We start from the raw sequence: 12,538 nt of genomic DNA on the forward strand, positions 1-12,538 counted from the left end.
CCGCAGCAAGCCTTTGAAGAGGGGCATCAAGCGTTCTGGCGGTGAAGTTTTTCCAGTTTCTTCTTGATACGGTCGCGTTTGAGCGTGGACAGGTAGTCGACGAACAATTTGCCGTTGAGGTGGTCGCATTCGTGCTGGATGCAAACGGCGAGCAGGCCTTCGGCGATCAGTTCGTAGGGCTGGCCATCGCGGTCCAGGGCCTTGACCTTGACCTTCTGCGGGCGATCGACGTTTTCGTAGAAACCCGGCACCGAGAGGCAGCCTTCCTGGTATTGCTCCATCTCGTCGGTCAGGGGCTCGAACTCGGGGTTGATGAACACCCGTGGTTCGGTGCGGTCTTCGGAGAGGTCCATCACGACGATACGTTTATGCACGTTGACCTGGGTCGCGGCGAGGCCGATGCCTGGCGCTTCATACATTGTTTCAAACATATCATCGACCAGCTGACGCACTTCGTCGTCCACTACGGTCACTGTCTTGGCGATCGTACGCAGGCGTGGGTCAGGGAATTCGAGGATGTTTAAAATGGCCATAAGCTTTGATTACTGCACGTGTGAAGTAAAGTCGGGTCGATGGCCTGGCCGCTCCGAAGATGCAGGCTACCGTTGTAAAACGTAGCTCCCTTCTTTTCATAAGCAAGCCGGGAGCGAGCCATTGAGGGCTCTGGCGTTTCACGCGAATGCACATAATAAGGGGATTCATCGCATGAGGAAATCACTACTCGCCCTGCTCCTTCTGGCCTCGGCAGGTTTTGCGCATGGGCAAGTGCAACTCAGGGAGGGTTTTCCACAGCAGTACACCGTGGCAACGGGGGACACACTCTGGGACATATCAGGAAAATATCTCCGTGAGCCGTGGCGCTGGCCGCAACTCTGGCAGGCCAATCCACAGATTGAAAATCCGAATCTCATCTATCCCGGTGACACGCTATCGCTGGTCTACGTCAACGGCCAGCCGCGACTGACCCTCAATCGCGGCGCCTCGCGGGGCACCATCAAGCTGTCGCCACGGGTGCGCAGCAGTCCGGTGGCCGACGCCATCCCGAGCATCCCGCTGAAATCGATCAACAGCTTTTTGCTGAGCAACCGCATCGTCGACAAGGTCGAGGATTTCGACAAGGCGCCTTATATCGTTGCCGGTGATGCCGAGCGCGTGCTCAGCGGCACAGGCGACCGTATCTTCGCCCGCGGCCACTTCGACCCGGCTCAACCGGTGTACGGCATCTTCCGCCAAGGCAAGGTCTACACCGATCCGCAGACCCAGGAGTTCCTGGGCATCAACGCCGATGACATTGGCGGTGGTGAGATCGTCGCCACCGAAGGTGACGTAGCGACGCTGGCGCTGCAACGCACGACCCAGGAGGTGCGCCTCGGCGACCGTCTGTTCAGCGGCGAAGAACGCTCGATCAATTCGACCTTCATGCCCAGCGCTCCCGACACCCAGGTCAACGGCCTGATCATTGACGTGCCACGCGGGGTCACGCAAATCGGTGCACTGGACGTAGTCACCTTGAACAAGGGGCAACGCGACGGCCTGGCCGAAGGGAATGTCCTGGCGGTGATGAAAACCGGCGAAACCGTGCGCGACCGGATTACCGGCCAGCCACTGAAAATTCCGGATGAGCGCTCCGGCCTGCTGATGGTGTTTCGCACCTACGACAAGCTCAGCTATGGGCTGGTGCTGAATGCATCACGTTCTTTGGCAGTGTTGGACAAGGTGCAAAATCCTTAGCTCACTTCACAAGTTACCAACAGAGTTATCCACAGCTTATTCCCGTTTCGACGGGTGCTCATAACGATCAAGGATGATCCATGTCGATACCAGCTGTTACACCGATTTCCCCTGCGGAACTGGAGGCGCGTTTACGTCTGCACCGTCTACCGGAACTTGGCCCGGCGCGTTTCAGGAAATTGCTGGAAGCCTTCGGTTCGGCGTCCAAAGCCATCAGCGCACCTGCCAGTGCGTGGCGAGCGTTGGGCTTGCCGCAGGTGTGTTGCGAGGCCAGGCGCGCCCCTGAAGTTCGTGACGGCGCCAGCCATGCATTGGCCTGGATAGAGCGACAGGACCAGCATTTACTGATGTGGGACCAGCCCGACTACCCGGCGCTGCTGGCGCAAATCAGCGATGCGCCACCGCTGTTGTTCGTGGCGGGCGATCCGCAGATCCTGGAAAAACCGCAATTGGCGATGGTCGGCAGCCGTCGGGCTTCACGGCCAGGAATGGACACCGCCGCCGCATTTTCCCGCAGCCTGGCTGGTGCCGGGTTCGTCATCACCAGCGGTCTGGCCCTGGGGATCGATGCTGCCGCGCACCAGGCGGCACTGGATGTCGGCGGCCGAACGGTGGGGGTACTTGGCACGGGGCTTGAAAACTTTTATCCACAGCGCAATCGACGACTGGCAGACGCCATGATCGCATCGGGCAGCGCGGTGCTTTCGGAGTTTCCGCTGGACGCCGGTCCCAGCGCCAGCAACTTTCCCCGACGCAACCGGATCATCAGCGGATTGTCCCTGGGCGTGCTGGTGGTTGAAGCCAGCGTTGCCAGCGGTTCATTGATCACGGCCAGGCTGGCGGCAGAACAGGGGCGCGAGGTGTATGCGATTCCAGGGTCGATTCATCATCCCGGCGCTCGCGGTTGCCATCAACTGATCCGCGACGGCGCCGTGCTGGTGGAAACCATCGAGCATATCCTCGAAGCCTTGCGTGGCTGGCAGCAGCTACCGTTTTCAGCAGAAACACCGGCGGTCGCAACGATCCATCCGCTGCTGACGCTGCTTCATGTCGCCCCCCACACCAGTGAAGCGCTGGCCGATGCCAGTGGTTGGACCTTGCCCAAGGTCCTGGCGACGTTGACGGAGCTGGAAATGGACGGCCGCGCTGTCTGCGAAAACGGGCGCTGGTTTGCGCGGGTAAGCTAGGTTTTACAAGGAAGATCGGTAAACTGCGCAGAGCCTTATTCTGGAGAGTTTTTCATGGTCAACAGTTGGCGTGTGCAGCAAGCCGCACGAGCAATTCGCGCAGGGGCGGTGATTGCCTACCCAACCGAAGCTGTCTGGGGTCTGGGTTGCAACCCGTGGGATGAAGAGGCAGTGGATCGTTTGCTGCTGATCAAGGGGCGGTCTGTGGACAAGGGCCTGATCCTGGTGGCCGACAATATCCGCCAGTTCGACTTCCTCTTCGAAGACTTCCCCGAGCTGTGGATGGACCGCATGGCCAGTACCTGGCCGGGGCCGAACACCTGGCTGGTGCCGCATCAGAACATGTTGCCGGAGTGGATTACCGGTGTGCATGAAACGGTGGCGTTGCGGGTCAGCGATCATCCTCAGGTGAGGGATTTGTGCGCGCTGGTCGGGCCGCTGGTGTCGACGTCCGCCAACCCCCAGGGCCGGCCGGCGGCGCGCACGCGGATTCGCGTCGAGCAGTATTTCCGTGGTCAGGTTGATCTGGTGCTGGGTGGGAACCTGGGTGGGCGCAAGAACCCGAGTGTTATCCGGGATCTGGCGACCGGGCATGTTGTGCGCCCCGATTAAGACCGAGGCGCGCCCATCGCTAGCAGGCTAGCTCCCACACTGTTTTTGTGAACGCCACAGATCCAATGTGGGAGCTAGCCTGCTAGCGATGGCGTCAGTCAAGGCAACAAAATGACCGACCCCGTCGTACGTCGTGCCGACAACTCGGTCTGCGCCTTCGCTGCGTCAGCCAGTGGATAACGCTGGCTGATGTCCACGGTCAGCTTGCCGCTGATTATCATTTCAAACAACTCATCGGCCATGCGCTGCAGGTTCTCGGCATTGTTGGCGTAGGTCGCCAGCGTCGGCCGAGTGACGTACAGCGAGCCTTTCCCCGCCAGAATCCCCAGGTTCACCCCGTCCACCGCCCCGGATGCATTACCGAAGCTCACGACCAGCCCACGAGGCGCCGCGCTGTCGAGAGAGGTCAGCCAGGTGTCCTTGCCGACGCCGTCGTACACCACCGGGACCTTTTTGCCGTCAGTCAATTCCAGTACGCGTTGTGCGACGTTTTCATGGCTGTAGTCGATGGTCGCCCAGGCACCATTGGCCTTGGCCAGTGCGGCTTTGTGCGCGGAACTCACGGTGCCGATCAACTTCACGCCCAAGGCCTTGGCCCATTGGCAGGCCAGGGAACCGACACCACCGGCAGCGGCGTGGAACAGGATGGTTTCGCCACCCTTGAGTTCATAGGTCTGACGCAGCAGGTACTGCACGGTCAGGCCCTTGAGCATCACACCGGCTGCCTGCTCGAAACTGATAGCGTCCGGAAGGTGTACCAGGTTGGCCTCGGGCAATACGTGAACCTCGCTGTAGGCACCCAACGGGCCGCTGCCGTAAGCCACGCGATCTCCGACCTTGAACCGGGTCACTTCGCTGCCGACCGCCTCGACCACGCCCGCGCCTTCCGCGCCGACACCCGATGGCAGGGACGGTGGCGGATAGAGGCCGCTGCGGTAATAGGTGTCGATGAAGTTCAGGCCGATGGCCTTGTTGGTCACGCGGACCTGCTGCGGGCCGGGCTCGGCGGGTTGGTAATCCACATACTCAAGCACTTCGGGGCCACCATGGGCACGGAACTGGATACGCTTTGCCATCTGCACTCTCCTGAGATCGTTTTACCAAGCGCTCTATCGAACTCCGAAGCGTGATCTGCGTCAACTGCGACGAGCGCATCGGCGGTGGTATGCTACGCGCCCATTTGCGCAGGCTGAGCTCCGATGGAGCTCCGCGTAGCTTTGCCCGATCCAAGGTGATGCCATGACTACCCGCACCGAGGCCGTAAAAGCCTACCTGCTCGACCTGCAAGACCGTATTTGCACTGCCCTGGAGGTCGAAGACGGTGGCACGCGCTTCATCGAAGATGCCTGGACCCGGCCTGCCGGCGGTGGCGGACGCACACGAGTAATCGAAAATGGCGCGGTCATCGAAAAGGGCGGCGTCAACTTTTCCCACGTCTTCGGCAGCGGTTTGCCACCGTCGGCCAGTGCCCATCGGCCGGAACTGGCCGGGCGTGGCTTCGAGGCCCTGGGCGTGTCGCTGGTGATCCACCCGCACAACCCGCATGTACCGACTTCCCACGCCAACGTGCGGTTTTTCATCGCCGAAAAAGAAGGTGAAGAACCGGTCTGGTGGTTTGGCGGCGGCTTCGACCTGACGCCGTACTACGGCAATGAAGAAGATTGCGTGCACTGGCACCGCGTCGCCGAGCAGGCCTGTGCGCCGTTCGGTGCGGACGTCTACCCGCGTTACAAGGCCTGGTGCGACAGCTACTTCCACATCAAGCATCGCCACGAACCCCGGGGCATCGGCGGCTTGTTTTTCGATGACCTGAACGAGTGGGACTTCGACACCAGCTTCGCTTTCATGCGTGCCATCGGTGACGCGTACCTCGAGGCGTATCTGCCGATTGTGCAGCGCCGCAAAAACGACGCTTATACCGCCAAACAGCGGGAGTTCCAGGAGTTCCGTCGTGGGCGTTACGTCGAGTTCAACCTGGTCTACGACCGTGGCACCTTGTTCGGCCTGCAATCGGGCGGACGTACCGAGTCAATCCTCATGTCGCTGCCGCCGCAAGTACGCTGGGGTTACGATTGGAAAGCCGAGTCTGGCAGCGAAGAAGCGCGCCTGACTGAATATTTCCTGCAAGACCGCGATTGGTTGGCCAAGGCCTGAACGAGGAATCCAGATGGACCGTTACGTCGTATTCGGTAACCCGATTGGCCACAGCAAATCGCCGTTGATTCATCGCCTGTTCGCCGAGCAGACCGGGCAGAGACTCGACTACAGCACTTCGCTGGCGCCGCCCGATGATTTTTCCGGCTGTGCCCGGGCGTTTTTCCTCGAAGGCCGTGGCGCGAATGTGACGGTACCGTTCAAGGAAGAAGCTTATCGCCTGGCCGACAGTCTGACGGCGCGGGCGCAACGGGCCGGCGCGGTGAACACCCTTAGCAAACTGGCCGATGGCAGCTTGCTGGGTGATAACACCGACGGTGCAGGTCTGGTACGGGACCTGACGGTCAATGCCGGGTTCAGCCTAAAGGACAAACGCATCCTGCTGCTCGGTGCCGGCGGTGCAGTGCGCGGCGCGCTGGAGCCATTGTTGGCCGAGCAGCCGGCATCGGTGATCATTGCCAACCGTACGGTGGACAAGGCCGAGTTGCTGGCGGAACTGTTTTGCGATCTCGGTCCGGTATCGGCCAGTGGTTATGACTGGCTGCAAGAGTCCGTAGACCTGATCATCAATGCGACGTCCGCGAGCCTGTCCGGCGATGTTCCGCCGATTGCCAGCAGCCTGATCGAACCGGGCAAGACCCTTTGCTACGACATGATGTACGGCAAGGAGCCGACCTCGTTTTGTCGTTGGGCCAGCGAACACGGCGCGGCGGTATCGATGGATGGACTGGGGATGTTGGCCGAGCAGGCGGCGGAAGCCTTCTTCCTGTGGCGCGGGGTGCGCCCGGATACGGCGCCGGTGTTGGCGGAGTTGCGCCGGCAATTGGCCGCATAACCGGGTTTCAATCCTCAAACCGGATCGGGCATTTCTCTGCCCCTTCCAGCTTCCTCAATTCATCCACCACCTGCGGCCGAGCCCGGCGCAGGGTCAGGCTGCGGTCCTGGCGCAGTAACCGTCGCGCTTCCTGATGCAGCATCTCCACCCCTGAATAGTCGATGAAGTTGATCTGCTGCGCCTCGATCACCACACGTGCTCCGTGCATTCGTTGCAGGCGAACTTGCAGGTAATGGCTGGCGCCGAAAAAGATCGAGCCGCCGACCCGCAGGATATCTTCATCGCCGTCGCGTAAATGCTGCACGCGTGGTTGCGAGGTGCGTTTGAGGTAAAAGAACAGCGACGCCAGTACCCCGGCATAGATCGCCGTCTGCAGTTCCAGCAGCAGCGTGGCGATACAGGTCAGGCCCATGACCACGAACTCGGCGCGGCTGACCCGCAGCAACGCACGAATGCCACGATGATCCACCAGGCCCCAGGCGATCAGCAAAATGCTGCCGGCCATGGCCGGGATAGGAATGTGTGCGATCAGACCGGCACCGAAGATGGCGAACAATGCCACCCACAAGGCCGAAAAGACTCCCGCCAATGGCGAACAGGCCCCCGCTTCGTAGCTCAGGCCTGAGCGGGTGAAGGAGCCGGCCGAGAGCGATCCGGAAAAAAACGCACCGACGATGTTGGACAAGCCTTGGGCGCGGACTTCCTGATTGGCGTCGAGCAATTGTTGCGAGCGCGCCGACAGCGAGCGGGCAATCGACAGGCTGGTGACCAGCCCGAGCATCCCGACGGCCACGGCACTGGGCAGTAGGCGCAGGATCAGGTCGAGATCCAGCAGCAGTGGGCTAAAAGGCGGCAACTTGCCGGTGAAGGCGCTGACCAGATTTACGTGACCGAACATCGAGGGCCAGAGCCAGACCAGCACTGCAGCCAGGACCAGGGTAATCAACAGCGTCGGCCAGCGCGGCAAGCACAGTTTGAGGATCACGCCGACCACGACGGTCGCCAATCCGAGTATGAGCGAAGGTTTATCCACTTCACCCAGGTGTCTGAGCAACGTTATCAAACTGTCCAGTGCGGTGGCCTGGCTGGGCAGGTCCAGCCCCAGCAGGTTGGGCAACTGGCCAACGACAATCACCACGGCCGCGCCGAGGGTGAAGCCAAGCACCACCGAATGAGAGACGAAATTGACCAGTGCACCAAAGCGCAACAAACCCAGCAGCCACTGGAAAATCCCGGCCAGGAAGGTCAGCAACAGGATTACGGTGACGTAGTCCTGCGTCGCCGGAACGGCCAGAGGACTGACGCTGGCATACAAAACGATGGAGATGGCCGCCGTAGGACCGCAGATCAAATGCCACGACGAGCCCCACAGACAAGCGATCAGCACCGGGATAATCGCCGCATACAAGCCGTATTCCGGTGGAAGACCGGCAATCAGTGCGTAGGCGATGGATTGCGGCAACGCGAGAATCGCGCCACTGAGGCCGACGATCAGGTCACGACCGACGCTGGCGCGGGTTTGCCGGGGCAACCATGTGAGGAATGGGAAGAGTGAATGGCGGCTGGGAAGGGCCATGGGTCCTCTCGGGTGAAAAATTTGCGCAAGGGTAACAGGACGACGCAATCACTGTGGCGAGGGGATTTATCCCCGTTGGGCCGCGAAGCGGCCCCAAAAGCATGTAATGATGAACGACTGCTGCGCAGCCGAACGGGGCGGTGCGACGTTTCGCTAAATCCCCTCGCCACAGGTTAGGTTGGTTATAACTTGGCCTTAACCGCTGGCAACGCATCCTTGCCATCCACGGTCTTCACACCATCGAGCCACTTGTCCAGCACCGCCGGGTTGGCCTTGATCCACGCCTTGGCCGCATCGGCATTGCTGACTTTCTTGTTCGCCACCTCGGCCATGATGCTGTTCTCCATCTCCTGAGTGAAGCTCAGGTTGGTGAGCAGCTTGCCGACGTTCGGGCAGGCCTGTGCATAACCCTTGCGGGTCAGGGTGTGGACGCTGCCGGTGTCACCGAAATATTTCTCGCCGCCCTTCAGATAATGCATTTTCAGTTGCACATTCATCGGGTGCGGCGTCCAGCCGAGGAAGGTCACGAACTTCTGTTTCTTCACCGCGCGAGATACTTCCGCCAACATGGCCTGCTCGCTGGATTCGACCAGTTTCCACTGACCCATGCCGAAATCATTTTTCTTGATGATCTCTTGCAGCGAAATGTTTGCCGGTGCGCCAGACCCGATGCCATAGATCTTGTGGTCGAACTTGTCGGCGAACTTGTTAAGGTCGGAAAAATCATGCACACCCGCGTCCCAGACGTAGTCCGGGACCGCGAGGGTGAACTCGGTGCCGTCGAGGTTCTTCGCCAGTTGGGTGACGTCACCGCTGGCGACGAACTTGTCGTAGAAGCCCTGCTGCGCCGGCATCCAGTTGCCGAGGAAGACATCCACCTGGCCGTCCTTGAGCCCGCCGAAGGTGATCGGCACCGCGAGGGTGTCGACCTTGGCCTTGTAGCCCATGCCGTCCAGCAGAAAACCGGTGATGGCGTTCGTCGCGGCGATGTCGCTCCAGCCCGGGTCGGCCATTTTCACCGTCTCGCAACTCTGATCGGCATATACCGATGCACTGCCCAGGGCCAGGAGCCCGACCGTCAGTACTGTGGATAACCTTTGCATGGACTTCCCCTTAACATTATTGGTTTTGGCAGGGTTGTGGATAACGTGCTTTGCGCTCCAGATCGTCGAGATCGATGTGATTGCGCATGTACTGCTGACTGGCGTCCACCAGGGGCTGGTGATCCCAGCTCTTCAGCTTGCCGATGGTCAGGGCATCGGCGACGAAACGCCGGCGCCGCTGGCTCGCGAGCACCTGTTGGTGTATCGCCGGAATGTCCCATTTGGCCCGTGCTTCGTCGACAAAATCGTTGAACAACTGGCGATGTTGCGGCGACTGGCTGAGTTCTTCCCGTTCCCGCGGGTCATTGTGTACATCGAAGAGTAGGCAAGGGTCGTCTTCGCTGTAGATGAATTTGTAAGCGCCACGGCGAATCATCATCAGCGGGCTGATGGTGCCTTCGGCCATGTATTCGCCGAACACTTCGTCGTGACCGCCCTGCCCTTGCAGGTGCGGAACCAGCGAACGCCCATCGAGCGGCAAGCCCGGTTCGAGAGAGCCGCCAGCCAGTTCTACCAAGGTCGGCAACAGGTCGGCGGTGGACACCGATGCACTGACCCGGCCGGCGCCGAATTGCCCTGGAGCACTTATCAACAGCGGCACACGAGCCGCCATTTCGTACCAGTGCATTTTGTACCAGAGGCCACGTTCGCCGAGCATGTCGCCGTGATCACCGGAGAACACGACGATGGTGTCATCGATCAGCCCGGTATCTTCGAGGGTTTGCAGGAGTTTGCCGACGTTGCTGTCGATATAGCTGCACGCACCGAAGTAGGCGCGGCGGGCGTCGCGGATTTTATCCACAGGCAGGGATTTGTCCCACAGGTCATAGACCTTGAGCAATCGCTGGGCGTGCGGATCGAGTTCGCTTTGATCCGGTGTTACCGGCAACGGGATGTCAGCGTCGTCGTACAGGTCCCAGAAAGCCTTGGGAATCGTGTACGGGTCGTGGGGGTGAGTCATTGAAACAGTGAGGCAAAACGGCTGGTCGCCATCCTCGCGAATGTGGTCGAAGAGGTACTGCTGGGCCTTGAACACCACCTCTTCGTCGAAATCCAGTTGATTGGTGCGCACGCAGGGGCCTGCCTGCAGCACCGACGTCATGTTGTGGTACCAAGTCGGACGCGCGTCCGGTTCATCCCAGTTCACTGCCCAGCCGTAGTCGGCCGGGTAGATATCGCTGGTCAGGCGTTCTTCATATCCGTGCAATTGGTCCGGACCACAGAAATGCATCTTGCCTGACAGCGCGGTGCGGTAGCCGAGGCGCCGCAGGTAGTGGGCATAAGTCGGCACATCGGCAGGAAAATCGGCCGCGTTGTCATAGGCGCCGATCTTGCTCGGCAGCTGACCGCTGACCAGTGTAAAACGCGAAGGCGCGCAGAGCGGGCTGTTGCAGTAAGCGCTGTCGAACACCACGCCCTCAGCGGCGAGGCGGCTCAGATTAGGCAGTTTGATGGGCGAAGGGCCATAGATCGGCAACATTGGCGCGGCCATTTGATCGGCCATGATGAAAAGAATGTTCTTGCGCTTCATGTGATCGCGGCATTCCATAGTGGATGTTTATGCGAGAGTGCTGGGATCGAGGATGTAACCCACACACTTTGCGGTAAAGCCCATGGGCGGCAATGACTAGGATAAGCACAGCTTATGTATGACGCGCTTGGTGACCTTTCTCTGGATTTGCTCCGCGCTTTCGAGTCGGCGGCCCGTCAGCGCAGTTTCACGGCGGCGGCGGTCGAGTCGGGCACCACGCAGCCGGCGATCAGCCAACAGATCAAGCGTCTGGAAGAGCAGTTGGGGACTCGATTGTTCGACCGAATCTATCGCGGCATCGAACTGACCGAGGCGGGGACCATCCTTTTCGAGCAGGTTCAGCTTGGTTTGCAGAATATCGATGCAGGATTGAGTGCGATCAGCGCCCAACAACAGCATGAAGTGCTGCAGGTCGCGACAGACTTCGCCTTCGCCGCCTATTGGCTGATGCCTCGGTTGCACCGCTTTCACGCGGCCAATCCACAGGTCGACGTAAGCTTGGTGACCAGTGAGCGCAGCCACAATATGCTGCGCAGCGATATCGACGTGGCGGTGCTGTTCGGCGATGGCCGCTTCAAGCAGGGCGAGAGCCATTGGCTGTTCAGCGAGGAAGTGTTCCCAGTGTGCAGCCCGCAATTGTTGAATGATCGCGCCCCGCCCTTGCCCTTGCCCTTGCCCGCTCAGTCGTTGCTGGAGTTTCCGCTCCTGCACCTGCGTGGCGAGAACAGCAGTCACTGGTTTGACTGGAGCGGGGTCTTCCGCGAGTTGGGCATCACCTCGCCCCCGGCACCCGGCCAATTGCGTTTCGACAATTACACCTTGCTGATTCAGGCCGCCATTGGCGGTCAGGGCGTGGCCATTGGCTGGCGACACCTTGTGGATAACTTGCTGGCCCAAGGCTTGTTGTGCCGACCGATTGCCGAATCGGCGATGTCCAGGCTCGGTTATTACGTGGTCTTGCCGCAACGCAAACGGCGTGGCGCGTTGATTCAGCAGTTCGTCGACTGGTTGATGGCTGAGCAGGCCAGCAGTGCGCAATCGTTGAACGGGACGGCACTGCCTTCCATTGCGGTTTAGCTGTCGGTCGCGATGAAATTGACGTGCTCGCCGACATGCAGGTTTAGATGCAGCTCATCAGCGATCCCCACCGCCGTGCGGGCCAGGCGTGCGAGTGGTTCGGCCAGTCCCGGCTCAAGGTTGCCGCTGATCTGACTGAAATGCTCGATGGTCAGCCCCGGCACCCCGCGCGGGGCGTTCACCATCGTCCAGTGCAAGGCACTGCTTTGTAGCGCTTCGCGGATTTCTTCGGCGGCGTGGCGTTGCAGCCCGTCCTCGATCTCTGGATCGTCCAGAATCTCGAAATCCCCCACTAAAAACAACCGGGCGATGCCCGCCGCCTGCATGCCATCGATCAATGCATCCACCGCCAGCACCTGCTCGACCGGGCCGGGCACGATGGTTTTTTCCACGTGTTCACTGTTGAATGGCAACCCTGGTGCGTCTAGCAAACAGATGACAACCGAACTGCCGGCCACGCTTTGCTTCACACGCTCAGCATCGAACAGGTCGCCGGTCTTGGCACGCAAACCCGGGCGCGGCGCCAGCGCCGTCAAGTCATCGAGAATGGCGATCACTTCATGTTGGCGCCGCAGCATTTCAGCCATCAGCGCACTGCCAAGGCTACTCATGGCACCATAAAGCACCACTTTCACCACTGGGGTTTCGGCATTTTTCATCGCTGGGCTCCGTTGATTCCGGGGTATATGGCGTGTGACCTGCAGGAAACGGTGAGGGTTCGACTTGGTTTTA

At 60.3% G+C, this 12,538-nt stretch carries 12 protein-coding genes; 6 read left to right on the top strand and 6 right to left on the bottom strand.

The genetic code is table 11. The features are described 5' to 3' along the window. Nucleotides 1–26 precede the first annotated feature (26 nt). On the bottom strand, nucleotides 27–533 hold the full coding sequence (def, locus tag ACA058_RS00090; RefSeq protein WP_008064647.1) for a peptide deformylase: 507 nt from the start codon (nucleotides 531–533) through the stop codon (nucleotides 27–29). Nucleotides 534–705: 172 nt separating this feature from the next. Here def and ACA058_RS00095 point away from each other — a divergent pair, with 172 nt between their 5' ends. The 3 genes from ACA058_RS00095 to tsaC all read left to right on the top strand — a co-directional run bounded on the left by ACA058_RS00095 (nucleotide 706) and on the right by tsaC (nucleotide 3,530). Next, on the top strand, nucleotides 706–1,731 hold the full coding sequence (locus ACA058_RS00095) for a LysM peptidoglycan-binding domain-containing protein (RefSeq protein WP_497637296.1): 1,026 nt from the start codon (nucleotides 706–708) through the stop codon (nucleotides 1,729–1,731). Nucleotides 1,732–1,811: 80 nt separating this feature from the next. Further along, nucleotides 1,812–2,918, top strand: coding sequence for a DNA-processing protein DprA (gene dprA / locus ACA058_RS00100; protein ID WP_497637297.1), 1,107 nt, complete (start codon nucleotides 1,812–1,814; stop codon nucleotides 2,916–2,918). A gap of 54 nt (nucleotides 2,919–2,972) precedes the next feature. Next, on the top strand, nucleotides 2,973–3,530 hold the full coding sequence (gene tsaC, locus ACA058_RS00105) for an L-threonylcarbamoyladenylate synthase type 1 TsaC (protein WP_497637298.1): 558 nt from the start codon (nucleotides 2,973–2,975) through the stop codon (nucleotides 3,528–3,530). Nucleotides 3,531–3,628: 98 nt separating this feature from the next. Here the strand turns inward: tsaC and ACA058_RS00110 are convergent, their stop codons facing one another. Then, nucleotides 3,629–4,606: an NADPH:quinone reductase gene (locus tag ACA058_RS00110; RefSeq protein ID WP_497637299.1), complete on the bottom strand. Its 978-nt coding sequence runs from the start codon at nucleotides 4,604–4,606 to the stop codon at nucleotides 3,629–3,631. A 163-nt stretch (nucleotides 4,607–4,769) separates the two neighbouring features. Here ACA058_RS00110 and hemF point away from each other — a divergent pair, with 163 nt between their 5' ends. Continuing rightward, a complete protein-coding gene (hemF, locus tag ACA058_RS00115; RefSeq protein WP_497637300.1) occupies nucleotides 4,770–5,684 on the top strand; it encodes an oxygen-dependent coproporphyrinogen oxidase in 915 nt (304 codons plus the stop codon). 13 nt (nucleotides 5,685–5,697) lie between these two features. After that, a complete protein-coding gene (aroE, locus tag ACA058_RS00120) occupies nucleotides 5,698–6,519 on the top strand; it encodes a shikimate dehydrogenase (protein WP_497637301.1) in 822 nt (273 codons plus the stop codon). Nucleotides 6,520–6,526: 7 nt separating this feature from the next. Here aroE and ACA058_RS00125 read toward each other — a convergent pair whose 3' ends face one another. The 3 genes from ACA058_RS00125 to betC form a co-directional block, all read right to left on the bottom strand. Beyond that, the gene (locus ACA058_RS00125; RefSeq protein ID WP_497637302.1) at nucleotides 6,527–8,095 is read right to left on the bottom strand and encodes a SulP family inorganic anion transporter; all 1,569 of its coding nucleotides are present in this window, start codon (nucleotides 8,093–8,095) and stop codon (nucleotides 6,527–6,529) included. A gap of 182 nt (nucleotides 8,096–8,277) precedes the next feature. Further along, complete coding sequence (locus ACA058_RS00130) at nucleotides 8,278–9,198, bottom strand: choline ABC transporter substrate-binding protein (protein WP_497637303.1); 921 nt, start codon at nucleotides 9,196–9,198, stop codon at nucleotides 8,278–8,280. Nucleotides 9,199–9,214: 16 nt separating this feature from the next. Beyond that, a complete protein-coding gene (gene betC / locus ACA058_RS00135) occupies nucleotides 9,215–10,729 on the bottom strand; it encodes a choline-sulfatase (RefSeq protein ID WP_497637304.1) in 1,515 nt (504 codons plus the stop codon). A gap of 114 nt (nucleotides 10,730–10,843) precedes the next feature. On the opposite strand from betC, the gene ACA058_RS00140 reads away from it, so the two are divergent. Beyond that, the gene (locus tag ACA058_RS00140) at nucleotides 10,844–11,806 is read left to right on the top strand and encodes a choline sulfate utilization transcriptional regulator (protein WP_497637305.1); all 963 of its coding nucleotides are present in this window, start codon (nucleotides 10,844–10,846) and stop codon (nucleotides 11,804–11,806) included. On the opposite strand, the gene ACA058_RS00145 is transcribed toward ACA058_RS00140, so the two are convergent. Continuing rightward, entirely contained in the window at nucleotides 11,803–12,465 is a 663-nt protein-coding gene (locus ACA058_RS00145) for an NAD(P)-dependent oxidoreductase (RefSeq protein WP_497637306.1), read from the bottom strand. The two genes, ACA058_RS00140 and ACA058_RS00145, sit on opposite strands and share 4 nt — an antisense overlap. Between the last annotated feature and the right edge of the window lie 73 nt (nucleotides 12,466–12,538).

The organism is Pseudomonas sp. LBUM1649, from assembly GCF_059716155.1.